Annotated in this window: 18 protein-coding genes; 7 read left to right on the top strand and 11 right to left on the bottom strand. The window is 61.5% G+C overall.

Annotated features, from left to right (window positions below):
* Position 1: 1 nt before the first annotated feature.
* Complete coding sequence (gene dapA, locus Q1W70_RS03640) at positions 2-880, bottom strand: 4-hydroxy-tetrahydrodipicolinate synthase (protein ID WP_185818680.1); 879 nt, start codon at positions 878-880, stop codon at positions 2-4.
* Positions 881-1,208: 328 nt separating this feature from the next.
* Between dapA and Q1W70_RS03645 the strand changes: the two genes are divergently transcribed.
* Both Q1W70_RS03645 and Q1W70_RS03650 read left to right on the top strand, forming a co-directional pair.
* Positions 1,209-1,769, top strand: a complete 561-nt coding sequence (locus Q1W70_RS03645; protein WP_095080353.1) for a glycine cleavage system transcriptional repressor — start codon at positions 1,209-1,211, stop codon at positions 1,767-1,769.
* Between the two features lie 10 nt (positions 1,770-1,779).
* Positions 1,780-2,253 carry a peroxiredoxin gene (locus Q1W70_RS03650; protein ID WP_166592276.1) on the top strand — a complete coding sequence of 158 codons (474 nt, stop codon included), beginning with the start codon at positions 1,780-1,782 and terminating at the stop codon, positions 2,251-2,253.
* Positions 2,254-2,324: 71 nt separating this feature from the next.
* Here Q1W70_RS03650 and Q1W70_RS03655 read toward each other — a convergent pair whose 3' ends face one another.
* Both Q1W70_RS03655 and Q1W70_RS03660 read right to left on the bottom strand, forming a co-directional pair.
* Complete coding sequence (locus Q1W70_RS03655) at positions 2,325-3,395, bottom strand: AI-2E family transporter (RefSeq protein ID WP_302098638.1); 1,071 nt, start codon at positions 3,393-3,395, stop codon at positions 2,325-2,327.
* A 27-nt stretch (positions 3,396-3,422) separates the two neighbouring features.
* Entirely contained in the window at positions 3,423-3,662 is a 240-nt protein-coding gene (locus Q1W70_RS03660; protein ID WP_166592278.1) for a sulfurtransferase TusA family protein, read from the bottom strand.
* A gap of 97 nt (positions 3,663-3,759) precedes the next feature.
* Between Q1W70_RS03660 and Q1W70_RS03665 the strand changes: the two genes are divergently transcribed.
* Positions 3,760-5,193, top strand: a complete 1,434-nt coding sequence (locus Q1W70_RS03665) for a M48 family metalloprotease (RefSeq protein WP_166592279.1) — start codon at positions 3,760-3,762, stop codon at positions 5,191-5,193.
* 70 nt (positions 5,194-5,263) lie between these two features.
* Here the strand turns inward: Q1W70_RS03665 and flgE are convergent, their stop codons facing one another.
* The 6 genes from flgE to Q1W70_RS03695 form a co-directional block, all read right to left on the bottom strand.
* Positions 5,264-6,613 (bottom strand): flagellar hook protein FlgE, encoded by a 1,350-nt coding sequence (gene flgE / locus Q1W70_RS03670; protein WP_166592280.1) that lies wholly within the window; start codon positions 6,611-6,613, stop codon positions 5,264-5,266.
* Between the two features lie 31 nt (positions 6,614-6,644).
* A complete protein-coding gene (gene flgD / locus Q1W70_RS03675; RefSeq protein ID WP_166592281.1) occupies positions 6,645-7,370 on the bottom strand; it encodes a flagellar hook assembly protein FlgD in 726 nt (241 codons plus the stop codon).
* Positions 7,371-7,385: 15 nt separating this feature from the next.
* Positions 7,386-7,829 (bottom strand): flagellar basal body rod protein FlgC, encoded by a 444-nt coding sequence (gene flgC, locus Q1W70_RS03680; protein ID WP_166592282.1) that lies wholly within the window; start codon positions 7,827-7,829, stop codon positions 7,386-7,388.
* A 3-nt stretch (positions 7,830-7,832) separates the two neighbouring features.
* On the bottom strand, positions 7,833-8,240 hold the full coding sequence (gene flgB, locus Q1W70_RS03685; RefSeq protein ID WP_166592283.1) for a flagellar basal body rod protein FlgB: 408 nt from the start codon (positions 8,238-8,240) through the stop codon (positions 7,833-7,835).
* A gap of 252 nt (positions 8,241-8,492) precedes the next feature.
* Positions 8,493-9,320, bottom strand: a complete 828-nt coding sequence (gene cheR / locus Q1W70_RS03690; RefSeq protein WP_166592284.1) for a protein-glutamate O-methyltransferase CheR — start codon at positions 9,318-9,320, stop codon at positions 8,493-8,495.
* 46 nt (positions 9,321-9,366) lie between these two features.
* Positions 9,367-10,299, bottom strand: coding sequence for a chemotaxis protein CheV (locus Q1W70_RS03695; protein ID WP_166592285.1), 933 nt, complete (start codon positions 10,297-10,299; stop codon positions 9,367-9,369).
* Between the two features lie 81 nt (positions 10,300-10,380).
* Between Q1W70_RS03695 and flgA the strand changes: the two genes are divergently transcribed.
* From flgA to Q1W70_RS03715, 4 genes are all read left to right on the top strand, one after another.
* Positions 10,381-11,142, top strand: coding sequence for a flagellar basal body P-ring formation chaperone FlgA (flgA, locus tag Q1W70_RS03700; RefSeq protein ID WP_166592286.1), 762 nt, complete (start codon positions 10,381-10,383; stop codon positions 11,140-11,142).
* A gap of 152 nt (positions 11,143-11,294) precedes the next feature.
* Positions 11,295-11,618 (top strand): flagellar biosynthesis anti-sigma factor FlgM, encoded by a 324-nt coding sequence (gene flgM / locus Q1W70_RS03705; RefSeq protein WP_166592287.1) that lies wholly within the window; start codon positions 11,295-11,297, stop codon positions 11,616-11,618.
* Between the two features lie 48 nt (positions 11,619-11,666).
* Complete coding sequence (locus tag Q1W70_RS03710; protein ID WP_166592288.1) at positions 11,667-12,134, top strand: flagella synthesis protein FlgN; 468 nt, start codon at positions 11,667-11,669, stop codon at positions 12,132-12,134.
* Positions 12,135-12,229: 95 nt separating this feature from the next.
* On the top strand, positions 12,230-12,976 hold the full coding sequence (locus Q1W70_RS03715; protein ID WP_166592289.1) for a flagellar brake protein: 747 nt from the start codon (positions 12,230-12,232) through the stop codon (positions 12,974-12,976).
* Between the two features lie 62 nt (positions 12,977-13,038).
* Here the strand turns inward: Q1W70_RS03715 and Q1W70_RS03720 are convergent, their stop codons facing one another.
* Together Q1W70_RS03720 and Q1W70_RS03725 are read right to left on the bottom strand one after the other, a co-directional pair.
* Positions 13,039-14,418, bottom strand: a complete 1,380-nt coding sequence (locus Q1W70_RS03720; RefSeq protein ID WP_166592290.1) for an MFS transporter — start codon at positions 14,416-14,418, stop codon at positions 13,039-13,041.
* Positions 14,419-14,489: 71 nt separating this feature from the next.
* On the bottom strand, positions 14,490-15,731 hold the full coding sequence (locus Q1W70_RS03725) for a glutamine synthetase family protein (RefSeq protein ID WP_166592294.1): 1,242 nt from the start codon (positions 15,729-15,731) through the stop codon (positions 14,490-14,492).
* Positions 15,732-15,743 lie beyond the last annotated feature (12 nt).

Raw genomic sequence — 15,743 nt, forward strand, 5'->3', positions numbered from 1 at the left:
ATTAAACCAATACGCCGGACTGGCGCAGGGCCTGTCGCAGCGGTTCGTGACAGGCTTCGCTGAGCCAGGTGAGCGGCAGACGGATACCGTCCGGCATCAGGCCCATCTCATGCAGCGCCCATTTCACGGGGATAGGGTTGGACTCGATAAACAGGGTTTTATTGAGTGGCATCAGTTTTTCGTGGATCGCCCGTGCGGTCACGGCGTCACCCTTGAGGGCGGCGTTGCACAGGTCGGCCATGTCGCGCGGGGCAACGTTGGCGGTTACCGAGATGTTGCCTTTGCCGCCCAGCAGGATCAGTTCCACGGCAGTGGCGTCGTCACCGGAGAACACCAGGAAGTCCTCGCTCACGCCATCGAGGATGGCCTTGGCGCGGGACAGGTCGCCTGTGGCTTCCTTGATCCCGATGATGTTGTTCACGGTCGACAGGCGGATCACGGTCTCGGCCTGCATGTCGCACGCCGTGCGGCCCGGTACGTTGTAGAGGATCTGCGGGATGTCGACGGCTTCGGCGATGGCCTTGAAGTGCTGGTACAGGCCTTCTTGCGTCGGCTTGTTGTAGTACGGCGTCACCAGCAGGCAGGCATCGGCGCCGGCGGTCTTGGCATTGGAGGTCAGCTCGATCGCTTCACGCGTCGAGTTGGCGCCGGTACCGGCGATCACCGGGATACGCCCGGCTACCTGCTTGACCACATAACGAATCACTTCGATATGTTCGTTTACGTCGAGGGTTGCCGACTCACCCGTGGTACCGACGGCCACGATGGCGTGGGTGCCGTTTTGCAGGTGAAAGTCTACCAGTTTGCTGAGGCTGTCCCAGTCCAGACGACCCTGTGCATCCATGGGTGTGACCAGTGCCACCATACTGCCCGCAATCATGCAACCGCTCCTGCCGGAAAAAGAGAGCGGTAATGGTACTGGCGCCAAGATGCTTGCACAAGCGAAGTACTGCGCTCATGCCATTCCCCTTGGCGCCGCTTTTCGCTACCCTTCAGACTTTGATCAGTACCGACAGGCTCGTGCGCCGGGTTCAAGCCTCCATTTTCGGCTCCACAAGCCCCGCCCCTGCGTTGCCATCTACCCGAACTCACCTTGTTTGAGCTCGAAGCAACCCTCTGGCTCAGGCTTTGTTGATAGCGCATCCGGACCCACACCCGACGAATCAGCCTATAAACGTACCGACCGCTCATCGCTTTAGGAATGCTGCATGTCCACCCCCACAGTTCGCGAACAATTCCTTGTCATCAGTGCCCTCGGCGCCAACCCCATGGAGCTGACTAACGTCCTGTGCCGCGCCAGCCATGAAAATCGCTGCGCCGTGGTCACCTCCCGCCTGACTCGCCATGGCGAGTGCAGTGCACTCATTCTGGAGATTTCCGGTTCCTGGGACGCCCTGGCGCGCCTGGAAGCCGGTCTTCCGAGCCTGGCCAAGAAACACGCCTTCACCGTCAACGTGGTGCGCAGCGCAGCGCTGGAAAACCGCCCGCAGGCCCTGCCGTATGTGGCCTACGTCAGTTCCGCCTACCGCTCGGACATCGTCAATGAGCTGTGCCAGTTCTTCATCGACCATAACGTCGAGCTGGAAAACCTGACCTGCGACACCTATCAGGCCCCCCAGACTGGCGGCACCATGCTCAACGCCACCTTCACCGTGACCCTGCCGGCCGGTGTGCAGATCAGTTGGTTGCGCGATCAGTTCCTCGATTTCGCCGACGCGCTGAACCTGGACGCGCTGATCGAACCGTGGCGCCCACAGAACCCAATGTAAGGAAGCTTTCATGGCCGTCGCTATCGACCAACCGGTCGCCGACTTCGAAGTCCCCGCCACCAGCGGGCAGACCGTCAGCCTGGCCGCCCTCAAGGGCAAGCAGGTGGTGATCTACTTCTACCCCAAGGACAGCACGCCGGGCTGCACCACCGAGGGCCAGGGTTTTCGTGACCAGTACCCGCAGTTTGTCGCGGCCAACACCGAAGTGTTCGGCGTTTCCCGCGACAGCCTGAAGTCCCACGAGAACTTCAAGTGCAAGCAGCAGTTCCCCTTCGAGCTGATCAGCGACAAGGACGAAGCCCTGTGCCAGCTGTTCGACGTGATCAAGCTGAAGAAGCTGTATGGCAAGGAGTACATGGGGGTTGATCGCAGCACCTTCCTGATCGACCAGCACGGCGTGCTGCGTCAGGAATGGCGCGGGGTGAAAGTGCCGGGGCATGTGGATGCCGTATTGGCGGCGGCCCAGGCGCTGGCCAAGGGCTGATTTGTTCGGCGCCTGGGATGACGCCATTGCGAGCAGGATCGGTGTAAACCCTGCTCGCGATGGGCCCGGCACTACAACAGCGGCGAAACCACCGGTTCCTTGCGCGGCCAGGCATCCAGCACGGCCTTGAACAGCGTCGCCAGGGGAATCGCGAAGAACACGCCCCAGAACCCCCACAGCCCACCGAACAGCAGCACCGCGCAGATAATCGCCACCGGGTGCAGGTTGACCGCTTCGGAGAACAGCAACGGCACCAGCACGTTGCCATCCAGGATCTGGATGATCCCGTAGACCGCCATCAGGTAGATGAACTGATCGCTCCAGCCCCACTGGAACAAGGCAATCAGCATCACCGGCACGGTCACCACCACCGCGCCGACATAGGGCACCACCACGGACACCCCGACCAACAGCGCCAGCAGCGCCGAGTAGTTGAGGCCCATGGCGACAAAACCGATGTAGGTCACCCCGCCGCAGATGGCCATTTCCATGACCTTGCCGCGAATGTAGTTGGCGATCTGCCGGTTCATTTCCTGACCGACCCGAGTCATCAGCGCCCGCTCACGCGGCAGGTAGCCGAGTACCCAGCGGCCGATCATGGCCCGGTCCTTGAGGAAGAAGAACACCAGGATCGGCACCAGCACCAGGTAGATCATGATGTTGACCAGCAGGGGCAGGCTCGACAGCGAGAAGGTCAACGCCCACTGGCCGAACTTGCCGATTTCGCTGCGCGCCACTTCGATGGCCCGCAGCACCTGCTCGTCCGACACCAGGTGCGGATATCGCTCAGGCAGCAACAGCAGCAACGACTGCCATTTGGCGAGCATCCCGGGCAGTTCGTTGAACAGGGTGGTGAGCTGATGCCAGAGCAAGGGCACCACCACCACGATGAACACCAGCAACACCCCCATGAACAGCGCGAACACCAGCCCCACCGCGACCCCGCCAGGCAGGCGCAGGCGCTCCAGGGTGCTGACCAGGCCCTGCATCAGGTACGCCAGGACCATGCCCGCCAACACGGGCGCAAGCATGCCGCCCAGGGTCAGCACGGCGGTGAAGGCCAGGATCAGGAGGACGGCCAGTACCACCGCTTCTTCGTCGGAGAAGTAGCGCTGAATCCAGTCGCGTAGCACTTTGAACATCAATGATCCTTAAGGGTAGGCAGCCAGTCAGGCTTTTTTCAGCCAGTAGCGATAGACACCGGCTTGGTCTTCTTCGCGCAGCAGGGTATGACCGGCCAAACGGGCAAAGGTGCGAAAGTCGCGCTGCGAGCCGGCATCGGTGGCGATCACCTTGAGCACGGCGCCACTGGGCAGGCCATTGAGCGCCATCTTGGCCTTGAGCAGCGGCAACGGGCAATTGAGCCCACTGGCGTCCAGTTCGGCATCATGGGCTACAGCGTCGGTCATGACTTCACTCCGCACAGGTGATTGAGCCGCCTAGAATATCTGGTCCCGAGGCAAGTGTCCGGCTACAGTAAGCTCTTTGTCGACTAAGGCTTTGTGCATGAATTTTCTGCGCCCCACGCTGCTGACGCTCGCTTGCCTGCTTGCCTCACCAGGCTTCGCCGACGACTTGCCGTCACTTGGCGACGCCAGTTCTGCCATCGTCTCGCCCCAGCAGGAGCATGACCTGGGGCGCGCCTGGCTGGCCATGCTGCGCAGCCAGGTGTCACAACTCAATGACCCCCAACTGAAAAACTACGTGGAAACCAGTGTCTATCGCCTGGTGGAAACCAGTCAGTTGAACGACCGGCGTCTTGAGTTCATCCTGATCAACAGCCCGCAGCTCAACGCCTTCGCTGCGCCAGGCGGGATTGTCGGGGTCAACGGTGGCCTGTTTCTCAACGCCCAGACCGAAGGCGAGTACGCCTCGGTACTGGCCCACGAATTGGCGCACTTGTCGCAACGCCACTTCGCCCGCGGCGTAGAAGCCCAGCAACGCATGCAAGTGCCGATGATGGCCGCCCTGCTCGCCGGGATCATCGTGGCCGCGGCTGGCGCCGGTGACGCCGGGATCGCGGCAATTGCCGGGACCCAGGCTGCCGCGATCCAGGAGCAACGGCGCTTCTCCCGGCAGAACGAGCAGGAGGCCGACCGCATCGGTATCGTCAACCTGGAGAAAGCCGGCTACGACCCGCGCTCGATGCCGAGCATGTTCGAACGGCTGGGGCGCCAGTACCGCTTCGATGCCAAGCCGCCAGAATTCCTCCTGACGCACCCGGTGACCGAATCGCGGATCGCCGACACCCGCAACCGCGCTGAACAGGCTCCCATCGGTGGCAAGGAAGACACCCAGACCTATCAGCTGATTCGCGCCCGCGTACAGTTGCACTACGAAGAAACCCCGGGCCTGGCCGCCAAGCGTTTTCGCGCGCAGCTGGACGAAAACCCGAAAAACGACGTGGCGCGTTACGGCCTGGCCATTGCCCAGATCAAGGCCGGCCAGCTCAGCGATGCCCGCGAGAGCCTGAAACCGCTCCTGGCCAAGGCACCGAACGAAATCATCTACAACCTGGCCCAGGTCGACCTGGACATGGCCAGCAATCGCCTGCCCGACGCGCAAAGCCGGGTCGACCGGATGCTCAGCCAGTTCCCGCGCAACTACCCGCTCAACCAGGTGCGGGTTGACCTGCTGCTCAAGCAGAATCGCCCAGCCGATGCCGAAAAGGCCCTGGAAGCCCTGCTCAAGACGCGGCCGGACGACCCGGATGTCTGGTACATGGTTGCCGAAACCCGCGGCCTGTCCGGCAACATCATTGGCCTGCACCAGGCACGCGCCGAGTATTTCGCGCTGGTCGGCGACTACCGCCAGGCCATTCAGCAACTGGACTTCGCCAAGCGGCGCGCCGGCAGCAATTTCCCGCTGTCGTCGCGGATCGATGCGCGGCAACGCGAGCTCATGGAACAGGAGCGGATGATCAAGGACATGATGGGCTGACCCTTCCCGCCCCCACGAAAAAGCCCCTCGATGAGGGGCTTTTTTGTACCGCAGGTTTAACCCACCGGCATCAGGCCATCTGAATGATGGTCTGCATGATGGTGCTCTGGGTGGAGATGGTCTTGGCGTTGGCCTGGTAGTTGCTCTGGCCCTTGATCAGGTCCACCAGCTCATTGGTCAGGTTGACGTTGGAGTCTTCCAGGGAGTTGGACACCACCGAGCCCAGGGTGCCCGTCTGGCCGGCGTCGTATGCGGCGAAACCGGACAGGTAGGTCTCCTTCCAGCTCGTGCCGCCGGCGGCCTGCAAGCCCTGCTCGTTGTTGAAGCTGGCCAGGGTGACCTGGCCGATCGCCTTGGACTTGCTGTTGCTGAAGTTGGCGAACAGCGTACCGGTACCGTCGATGGTCAGGTTGGTGATCTGGCCGGTGGCGTAGCCGTCCTGGGTTGGCAGGTTGCGGATGGTCGCCGAGTTGTACTGGGTGGTCAGGGCCAGGTCGTTGGTGACGCCCGTGGCATTGCCCACCGCACCGTTGGCCGTCCACACGCCATCCTTGACCGTACCCGGGGTCCAGACGCCCGCACCCATGACAATCGAGTTGCCGCTGACGGTGTACGGGCTGCCGCTGGCCGGTGCGTCGATGTCCAGCAGCTTGCCGTCGGAACCGAAGTTCATGGTCATGGCCGCCTGGTTGCTCGGCGTTGCCGGCGAACCGAGGCTGGCCGGGACGAAGGCCGAGCCGTCCGGGTTGCGTCCCCCTACCAGGGTGTAGGTCTGCCAGGTGTTGGCGCCGGTCTTGACCACGTACTGGTCCAGGTTGTGCTGGTTGCCCTGGCTGTCGTAGATCGGGGTGGTGAACATGTCGGTGTAGGTGTCGATCTTGGTCGGGTCGAACGGGGTGACCGCCGGATCGATGATCGGCTTGCTGGAGTTCAGGTTGATGCTCGAGGAAATGTTGCCGGTGGTTTTCGGCTGCAGGTTCGACTGGTCGATTTTCAGGTCGCCGATCACATCCTTGAGGATTTTGCCGTTCTCATCGACCGCATAACCCTGCAAGCGCGCGGTGCCGGCACTGTTGGTGATGAAGCCGTCCTTGTCGACATTGAAGGTACCGGCGCGGGTGTAGGTCAGCGAGCCGCCGTCATTGAGCACGAAGAAGCCCGAACCGCGGATGGCCATGTCCAGCACGTTGCCGGTGTTGGTCACATCACCCTGGCGAAATTGCTGGGAGACGTTGGCCAGGCTCACGCCGCTGCCGATGGACTTGTTGCCGTTACCCAGCTTGCTTGCCGCGTACACGTCTTCGAACTCCACCCGGGAGGATTTGAAGCCGGTGGTGGCGACGTTGGCAATGTTGTTGCCGGTAACGTCGAGTTGTTTGTTGGCCGCATAGAGACCGCTAAGGCCGATATTAAAAGACATATTCCACTCCTTGTTGCCGCGCTAGCCGGCTCTATAGACCAATGGTCTGTACTTTGGACAGGGCGATGGAGCCCATGTTGGCGAGGTTCAACATCATCTCGCCGCCGGTCTGGCTCAGGGTCACGCTGTTGACGGTCGCCGGCAGGTAGGTGATCAGGTCAGTGGCCTTGCCGTCGATCTGCGCACTGGCCTTGAAGGTGTAGGTACCCGGGTCGACTTTCTCGCCCGCGGTGTTGGTGCCGTCCCAGACGAAACTGGCATTGCCCTGGCCCTGGCTGCCCAGCTCGATGGTTTTCACCGCCTTGCCGTCCTTGTCGCTGATGGTCACCGTGGTGCCGGCCACCGAGGCCGGAATGACCACCGAGCCGGTCATGCTCTTGGTGCTGTCGACATAGGCCGAGCCGGTCTGGACCACCACCGAACGGCCCACCAGCGAGGACGCCTGCAGGGCCTGGGACGATTTGAACGAGCTCGATATGTTGTTCACCGAGGAGTTCAGGGTGGTGATGCCTTCCAGGCTGCTGAACTGCGCCAACTGGGCAACGAACTCGCTGTTGTCCTGCGGGTCGAGGGGGTTCTGGTTCTTCAGTTGAGTCACCAGCAGTTGCAGGAACGCGTCCTTGCCCAGCTCGTTCTTGCCAGTCTTGCTGCCAGCAGCGGCCGCCAGGCCATCATTGCTGGTCTTGGTGACGGTGGTCTTGGAGTTCGCAAGAATGTCGTTGAGACTCGGGCCACTGGTGGAATCGGTAACACTCATCGAAGCTGCCCCTTATCACTGACCGAGGGTCAGGACCTTCTGCATCATGGTCTTGGCGGTGTTCATCATTTCCGCGTTGGTCTGGAACGAACGGCTGGCGGAAATCATGTCGGCCATCTCTTCAACCACGTTGACGTTGGGGTAGTAGACGTACCCCTTGGCGTCAGCTGCCGGGTGGTTGGGCAAGTAGCGGGCTTCCAGATTGCTCTGGTCCTCGACCACGCCCAGCACTTGCACGCCCTGGCCGGCCGCATCCTGATTCTGGAACAGCGAGTCGCCGCCGCCCGCCTGGCCGCCCTGGAACATGGTGGCAAACACCGGGTGCCGGGCACGGTAGGTCTGGTCGATGCTCGAGGAGACGGTCTCGGCGTTGGCGATGTTACTGGCCACGGTATTCAGGCGCGTGGTCTGGGCACTCATGCCACTACCGGCAATATTAAAAACACTCGACAGGGACATGGATTATTCTCCGCGCAGGGCTGCTACCAGCCCTTTGAATTTGCTATTGAGCAAGGTGAAGCTGGCCTGGAAGTTCACCGAGTTCTCGGCGTAGCTGGCCTGTTCCAGCTGGGCGTCCACGGTGTTCTGGTCGATCGAGGGCTGCATCGGCGTGCGGTACAGCAACGACTCGTCAGCACTGCTCAGGCCCTGGGCTTCGATATGACGGCTATTGGTCTTGTTCAAGGCGAAGCTGCCGTTCTTGCTCTTGTCGGCCTGGGCGGCCAGGACCGCCGAGAAATCCAGGTCCCGCGCCTTGTAGTTCGGGGTGTCGGCGTTGGTGATGTTGTTGGCCAGCACTTCGGCGCGCTGGGCGCGGAAGCTGAGGGCTTGTTGGTGGATACCGAGCGCTTTATCGAAGCTGATGCTCATGTCGGAAACCTTTGGGTGACCTGATTTTTCGTAACAGGCTCAAAGCAAGCCCCGTGCCAGCTTGCCAGACCCCGCAAACAGGGGCCCTGGCCGGAAGCGGCAAGGCGGCAATGCCAGAAAAGCGGCAAGCGTCTTCCGGCACCTGCCGCTTTTCTGCCGCCCTGGGCGGCTCGACAGGCTTGCTACAAGGATTGCGCAGCACGATAAAAAACGGGAGCCCCTGAGGACTCCCGCTTTGTTACCACCTGACCATCACTTGGCCTGGTAGATGATCCCCGGACTGCACTGGACCATCTGGTAGTGATCCGGCAGGCCGTTGAGGGCTTCGGATGCACCGAGGAACAAGTAACCGCCCGGCTTGAGCGTACTGTGAATGCGCAACAGGATGTCCTTCTTCACTTCGGCAGAGAAGTAGATCAGCACGTTGCGGCAGAACACGATGTCGAATTTGCCCAGGCTGGCATAGCTGTCCAGCAGGTTGAACGAGCGGAACTCCACCCGGCTCTTGATCGGCGCCTTGACCGCCCAGCGCCCCGGCCCTTTCGGGTCGAAGTAACGCTGCAGGCGCTCGGGCGAAAGACCACGACCGATCGCCAGGCTGTCGTACTCGCCTGACTTGCAGTTGGTCAGCATGGTCCCGGAAAGGTCGGTGGCAACAATCTGCACCCCCATCCGCAACTGGCCCATGTTGCTCCGCTCGAACTCGTCGATCGACATCGACAGCGAATAGGGTTCCTGCCCCGACGAACAGGCCGCCGACCAGATCCGCAGGCGCTGGCCGGGACTGGCCTTGATCGCCTCGGGCAAGACCTTGTTCTTCAGCACTTCAAACGGGTAGGTGTCACGAAACCAGAGGGTTTCGTTGGTGGTCATCGCATCCACAACCATCTCGCGCAACCCACCGCGCGGCTGGACCTGGATGCGCTGGACCAGTTCACCCAACGACTTGATGCCTTGCTGTTCCATCAGTTTGTTGAGACGGCTCGAGACCAGATACTGTTTGTTTTCACCGAGCAAAATGCCACAGGCTTTTTCCAGGAAGACCCGGAACTGTTCGAAATCCAAATTACCCGTAGACAAAGATGCCGCCTCTTAAATCGTGTTGATCGCCAGGGGCAAAGGCCACCTAGCTGATATCTGCTGCTTTGATCCGGTCGACTACCCGGGATGCCAGGTCATCAGGACGGAACTTGGCCAGGAAGTCATCGGCACCGACTTTCTTGACCATCGCCTGATTGAACACGCCTGACAACGAAGTATGCAGGATGATGTGCAGCTTTTGCATGCGCGGGTCGTTGCGGATCTCGGCCGTGAGGGTGTAGCCGTCCATTTCCGGCATCTCGATGTCGGAAATCATCATCAGGAATTCCTCTTCCGGCTTCTTGCCCTCGTCCACCAGCTTGCGCAGGTAGTCCAGCGCTTGCCGGCCGTCGTTCAACGCCACGACCTCGACCCCCACCGTCTGCAGGCAACGAGAAACCTGCTTGCGCGCCACCGACGAGTCATCGACCGTCAGCACCCGCAACGACAGCGCCTTGTGCTGCGTCTCGTCATCCACCACCCCGGCGGAAATCGCTTCCGGTGCCGGCGCCACTTCGGCCAGGACCTTCTCGACGTCGATGATTTCCACCAACTGATTGTCGACCCGCGTCACCGCCGTCAGGTAGTGATCGTGGCCGGTGCCCTTGGGTGGCGGATGGATCTCCTCCCAGTTCATGTTGACGATCCGCTCGACCGAGCGCACCAGGAACCCTTGGGTCTTGGTGTTGTACTCGGTGATGATCACAAAGGGATTGCTCTGGTCCTGCAACCCGCCCGACCCCGTGGCCATTGCCAGGTCCATGATCGGAATGGTTGCGCCCCGAATACTTGCCACACCGCACACGACAGGATTGGATTTGGGCATCAGCGTCAGTTTCGGGCATTGCAGCACCTCCCGAACCTTGAACACATTGATGCCATAGAGCTGCGGACCGTCTAGACGGAACAACAACAGCTCCAGGCGATTCTGCCCTACCAGTTGTGTGCGCTGGTTTACCGAATCCATTACACCAGCCATGCCCAGCCCCCTACACCAACGCTAAGTGTGTTGCGACGCACATTCATCACTAAACGGCACGGCGCTTGCTTTTTAACCGCTATGAACGCGAACACGACATTTTTCCGACGCCTGACCTCAACCTGCCGCCGATTGCTCGGCGCGGCTGCGGCGGCGTGCCTTTTCAACGCTGGCAGCCCTGCCCTTGCAGATCCGCTTACCTTGCCTGATCTACTTATCGGCGTCACTCAGGGCTTTCTTGAATTCACTGTTGAAGACTATTTGGCCTCCAGCCAAACCGAAGGCCGTTATGAGATCGAGGTCAAGCAGCTCGATCCCCGCCTGCGCCTGCCGACGTGCGACAAGGAATTGACAGCGTCCCTCGAGAGCCCGGCCAGGCCGGTGGGCCGGGTGACGGTGAAGGTCCGTTGCGACGGCACCTCGCCCTGGACCGTGTTCGTGCCCGCGCAAGTCCGGCTGTTCCGCGAAGTCGTGACCAGCACCCGCCCGCTCAAGCGTGCCGGAATCATTGAGCCGGCTGACGTGATCCTGCGTGAGCGCGACATCAGCTTGATCAACCAGGGTTACCTGACCAGTGTCGACCAGGCGATCGGGCAAAAAATTGTCCGACCAATGGTCAACGACCAGGTCATTACCCTGGTGCACCTGGAGCAGGCCGAAGTGGTGCGCAAGGGCGACCAGGTGGTGATCACTGCCCGCAGCGGCACGCTCAGCGTGCGGATGCCCGGGGAAGCCCTGGCCAATGGCGGTCTCAATCAACAGATCCGGGTCAAGAACCTCAACTCCCAACGGGTGATCAAGGCCCAGGTGATGGCCCCCGGTCAGGTTGAAGTGGCCATGTAGATAACTGGCGCAGCTGCCAGCCATTCCCTAAACTGTGCCTCACGCAGGGCAAATGCCGACGCGCCCGTGCTCATCGAGAAATGAGCCTAAAGTTTTTCGCCATTTGGCCGAAAACATGGCAAGCGTCCAAATTCCCAGAGGTTTTTTGCATCATGGTTATCGATTTCAGCCGTTTGAACAGCGCCCCCACGCTCACCAGCACGCGCACCAGTGCCAGCCAGGAATCTGCTGACGCCGCGCAAAACGCGCCGCTGTCGACCGAGACCCAACAGGTCGCGGCCAGCCAGAGCGGGGAATCGGTTCACTTCAGCAACGAGGCTCAGCAGTTGCAGAAGATCAGCGACACGCTGCGCGATCAGCCCGCAGTCGACAAGGCCCGTGTGGCCGAGTTGAAAGCCGCGATTGCCGATGGCAGCTATAAAGTCGACAGCAACCGCGTCGCCAGCAAACTGCTCAACTTCGAAGCCCAGCGCTAGCCCCAGGCTTGCGCCAGGCTTTTGGACGCTTAAAACCCAAGGCCAGCCATGCACGATAACAATTTACTGCAACTGATTACCGACGACCTTGAGCCAGCTCAACAGTTGCTCGATTTGCTGGGGCAAGAATCCCTGGCATTGCACGGTCGCGACATGCAACGGCTGGAGCAGATCCTGGCCAGCAAGCAAGGCCTGATCGTCCTGCTGGATCAGCATGGTCGCCGGCGCAGCGAAATACTCGCCAGCCTCAACCTGCCCACCGACAGCAGCGGCCTGCAACAGCTCGCCGCGCAGTCCAGCCTGGGCGAGCAACTGCTGGCCCAGAGCGAGGCGCTGAATCAGTTGCTGAACGAGTGCCAGAGCGCCAACGCGCACAACGGCCGTTCGATTCAGGTGCAACAAGCCTCCACTGCCCATCAATTGAGAATCCTCAATGGCGGCGAGTCTCCCACCCTTTATGACGCACGCGGCTCAACCGCGATGCTCGTGAAGCCGCGCCCACTCAGCCAGGCTTGACCTCGACCCTCAGCGCGCTCTATCAAGGCGCGAAACATGCTGGCAGAATGCCGGCTCTTGCGTGTGACCGTATTCTGTCTGGAGAGTGATAAACCGTGTTCAATGCCTCAAGCGCGGAAGATGCTCCGCAGCCACCGAAAGTGCTCACGACACCTCTGGAAATCGTCAGCACCCTGCGCATGCTGCAAGAGAGCCATGATCCCCTGATCATCACGTTCCATGAGCGCAGCCAGCGTTTCCAGAGCTACCTGGTGGACATCGATCGGGAAAGCAACATGATTGCCCTCGACGAGATGATCCCGCGCGATGGCGAGCGTTTCCTGCTGGCCGGCGAACCGTTCCGGATCGAAGGCTTTCACGAAGGCGTGCGCATCGCCTGGGAGAGCAACGGCACCCTGGCCATCGACGAATCCAACGGTGGCCGCTGCTACCGCGGCACGCTGCCCGACGAGGTGGTCTACCACCAGCGTCGCAATGCCTTTCGCGCGGCCCTGAAGCTGGCGCAGCTGGTCAATATCGAACTGGCGGGCGAGAAGCTCAAGGTGCCCCTGAGCGGCAAGCTGCTGGACATCTCCGCCACCGGCTGCAAACTGCGCTTTGACGGCGACATCACCAGCGGGCTGCAATTGGGCCAGGTCTACGACCGCTTCCTGGCCGCCCTGCCCTTCGGCAGCATGACCACCTCGGTGGAGCTGCGTTACCTGCATCACGAAGAGCGGATCGACACCACCTTCGCCGGCGTGCGGTTTCACAACATGAGCGGCCTGGTACAACGTCAGGTCGAGCGCTTTGTCTACCAACTGCAGCGTGAAGCCCGGCGTTTCGACAAAGACGATTTCTGATTCGCCAGGCAAAAAAACGGGCAGCCCCTTGCGGTGACTGCCCGTTTTTTTTTGCCTTCAGATCAAGGCCTGGCCCCAGTGAAGGTGTGGGGATGCTCATCGTCCGGCGGCGGGTCGGTAGGGGTCTGTTCGGCCTCGGTATCCGCTGCGGTCTCCTCTGGCTCGGGTTCCGGGCTGGCACCGTTCTGCATCTGGTCCTGCACCACCTGCTCGTCGACCCGTGGATCGAGCGCCGCCACCAGTGGCGAACTGGACATGCTGTCCGGCATTGCCACGTGGTGCAGCGGCGCGTCATCGACCTGATGCAGGTTGGTCACCGCTTTGGGCCGGATGCGCCAGACCAGGACCAGGGCAAAGAAGCTGAAAAACGCGTAGAGCATCTGGCTGCCGAAAAACTTCATCAGCACACCCGCCACCAACGGCCCGATGCTTGCCCCGACTCCGTACGTCACCAGCAACATCGCGGTCAGTGACACCCGCCGATCGCTCTCGACGTGGTCGTTGGAGAACGCTACCGCCAGCGGGTACAGGCAGAACTGCACCAGCGAACAGGCAAATCCGGCGATGAACAATACTTCCAACGGCACCTTGGGCATGATCGCCAGAGGCAGCGCGGCCAACGCCAGGCAAATGGCGAAGCTGCGGATCAGCACTGCCCGGTCATAGCGGTCCGATAGCCAGCCCAACGGCCACTGCACCACCAGGCCGGCAAAGATGCAGCTACCCATGAACAGACCGACCTGCTCGGTGGACAGCCCTTGCTGGGAGGCATACAGCGGCGCCAGGCCATAGAACGAGCCGACGATCAGCCCCGCCCCCAGCACCGTGCTGAGGGACTGTGGCACCCGCTTCATGAAGAAGCGTGGCTCCATCGGGGCCGGATGCAAGGGGGCCGGGTGAATGCGCCGGGTCAGGGTCACGGGCACCAGGCACAGGGCAAAGCACAAGGCCACCAGCATCAGCAATTCAGGCCCCAGGGACGGGTGCATGACCAGAATCAACTGGCCGAGCACCAGGCCCAGGTAGGAGGCGATCATGTAGCCGCTGAACACCAGGCCCCGCTGCTTGGCGTCGGCCTGTTCGTTGAGCCAGCTCTCGATGACCATGTACTGGCACATCATGCCCAGGCCCACCACCATCCGCAGAATCAGCCAGGCGGGCAGCCAGTCCACCAGTCCATGCCCGAGCACGGCGGCCCCGACTATCCCGGCACAGGCGGAATAGGCCCGGATATGCCCGACCCGGGCAATCAACCGGTGACCGATCTTGCCGCCCAGGACCAGGCCGAAATAGTTGGCTGCCATCAACGCACCGACCCACAGGCCGTCGACCTGGTCGGCGGCCAGGCGCAGGGCCAGGTAGGTGCTGAGCAAGCCCGAGCCGATCAACATCATCAGCGAGGCAAAATACAGCGCTCGAAAGGATTTCCAGATTTGGCGCATCGGCGTTCCGAGCGGCTCCTTGCGGTGAGGATCGGGCTACCTTCAACGATAGCCCGACAGCGGCGGGTCGGTTAGGCCTGGGCAGCTAAAACGCGCCGTTCCCAGGGAGTGATTTCATCTAAGAAGCTGGTCAACTCCATGGACTTCGAAGCGATGTAGCCTTCGATGAATTCCATGCCGAACAGTTCCTTCGCCAATTGGCTACGTTTCAGACGTTCCAGAGCCGCATGCAAGGTACATGGCAAAGACAAACTTTCCGGCACGCTGAATTCGCCCTGGATGGCCGGTGTCGGCTCCAGTTGCTGCTCGATGCCGTGCAGCCCCGCGGCCAGGCTGGCGGCGATCGCCAGGTAGGGGTTGGCGTCGGCGCCCGGCAGACGATTTTCGACCCGGCGCGCCGCTGGCGAACTGGCGGGAATACGCAATCCGGCGGCGCGGTTGTCATGGGACCAGCAGGCATTGTTGGGGGATGCGTAGGGATGGCACAGGCGCTGGTAGGAATTGACGTTCGGCGCGAACAGCGCGGTGAAGTCGGCCATGCCGGCCTGCTGGCCGCCGATGAAGTGACGGAACGTCGCCGTAGGCTCGCCAGACTCGTCACTGAACACGTTGCGACCGGTACCGAGCTCGACCACGCTCTGGTGAATGTGCATCGAGCTGCCAGCCGTGTGGGCCAGAGGCTTGGCCATGCAGACCACGGTCAAGCCGTGCTTGAGTGCCACTTCCTTGAGCAGGTGCTTGAACAGGAAGGTCTGGTCAGCCAGCAACAGGGGATCGCCGTGCAGCAGGTTGATCTCGAACTGGCTGACGCCCATTTCGTGCATGAAGGTGTCCCGCGGCAACCCCAACGCCGCCATAGAGGCGTAGACCTCATTGAAGAACGGGCGCAAGCCATTGTTGGAACTGATACTGAACGCCGAAAGGCCGTCTTCGCGGCGCCCGTCCAGGCCAATGGGCGGCAGGAAGGGTTGGGTCGGGTCGGTATTGGGGGCGAAGACAAAAAACTCCATCTCGGTCGCCACCACGGGCGCCAGGCCCTGCGCAGCATAACGGGCGATCACGGCCTTGAGCTGGCCGCGGGTGGACAGCCGGGAATTTTCGCCGCTCAATTCGTCGGCATCACAGATCGCCAACGCGCGAGGTTGGGCACTCCAGGGCAAACGATGGATCTGTTGCGGATCGGCGTTGAGCGCGAGGTCACCGTCGTCGCTGCCGTAAAAACGCGCCGGTGGATAACCGCCCATGATGCATTGCAGCAACACCCCCCGAGCCATTTGCAGCCGTCGCCCCTCGAGAAATCCTTCGGCAGTCATCACCTTGCCGCG

This window comes from Pseudomonas kielensis, from assembly GCF_030505375.1.
In the GTDB taxonomy this organism is placed as follows: domain Bacteria; phylum Pseudomonadota; class Gammaproteobacteria; order Pseudomonadales; family Pseudomonadaceae; genus Aquipseudomonas; species Aquipseudomonas kielensis.

Bases quoted from the DNA above. Each gene is read 5' to 3' on its own strand.
- flgB (WP_166592283.1), bottom strand. From the start codon at position 8,240: ATGAGCATCAGCTTCGATAAAGCGCTCGGTATCCACCAACAAGCCCTC.
- flgM (WP_166592287.1), top strand. From the start codon at position 11,295: ATGGTTATCGATTTCAGCCGTTTGAACAGCGCCCCCACGCTCACCAGC.
- Q1W70_RS03720 (WP_166592290.1), bottom strand. From the start codon at position 14,418: ATGCGCCAAATCTGGAAATCCTTTCGAGCGCTGTATTTTGCCTCGCTG.
- Q1W70_RS03655 (WP_302098638.1), bottom strand. From the start codon at position 3,395: ATGTTCAAAGTGCTACGCGACTGGATTCAGCGCTACTTCTCCGACGAA.
- Q1W70_RS03695 (WP_166592285.1), bottom strand. From the start codon at position 10,299: ATGGCTGGTGTAATGGATTCGGTAAACCAGCGCACACAACTGGTAGGG.
- Q1W70_RS03710 (WP_166592288.1), top strand. From the start codon at position 11,667: ATGCACGATAACAATTTACTGCAACTGATTACCGACGACCTTGAGCCA.
- Q1W70_RS03645 (WP_095080353.1), top strand. From the start codon at position 1,209: ATGTCCACCCCCACAGTTCGCGAACAATTCCTTGTCATCAGTGCCCTC.
- flgD (WP_166592281.1), bottom strand. From the start codon at position 7,370: ATGAGTGTTACCGATTCCACCAGTGGCCCGAGTCTCAACGACATTCTT.
- flgE (WP_166592280.1), bottom strand. From the start codon at position 6,613: ATGTCTTTTAATATCGGCCTTAGCGGTCTCTATGCGGCCAACAAACAA.
- Q1W70_RS03665 (WP_166592279.1), top strand. From the start codon at position 3,760: ATGAATTTTCTGCGCCCCACGCTGCTGACGCTCGCTTGCCTGCTTGCC.
- Q1W70_RS03660 (WP_166592278.1), bottom strand. From the start codon at position 3,662: ATGACCGACGCTGTAGCCCATGATGCCGAACTGGACGCCAGTGGGCTC.
- Q1W70_RS03650 (WP_166592276.1), top strand. From the start codon at position 1,780: ATGGCCGTCGCTATCGACCAACCGGTCGCCGACTTCGAAGTCCCCGCC.
- flgC (WP_166592282.1), bottom strand. From the start codon at position 7,829: ATGTCCCTGTCGAGTGTTTTTAATATTGCCGGTAGTGGCATGAGTGCC.
- dapA (WP_185818680.1), bottom strand. From the start codon at position 880: ATGATTGCGGGCAGTATGGTGGCACTGGTCACACCCATGGATGCACAG.
- Q1W70_RS03725 (WP_166592294.1), bottom strand. From the start codon at position 15,731: ATGACTGCCGAAGGATTTCTCGAGGGGCGACGGCTGCAAATGGCTCGG.
- flgA (WP_166592286.1), top strand. From the start codon at position 10,381: ATGAACGCGAACACGACATTTTTCCGACGCCTGACCTCAACCTGCCGC.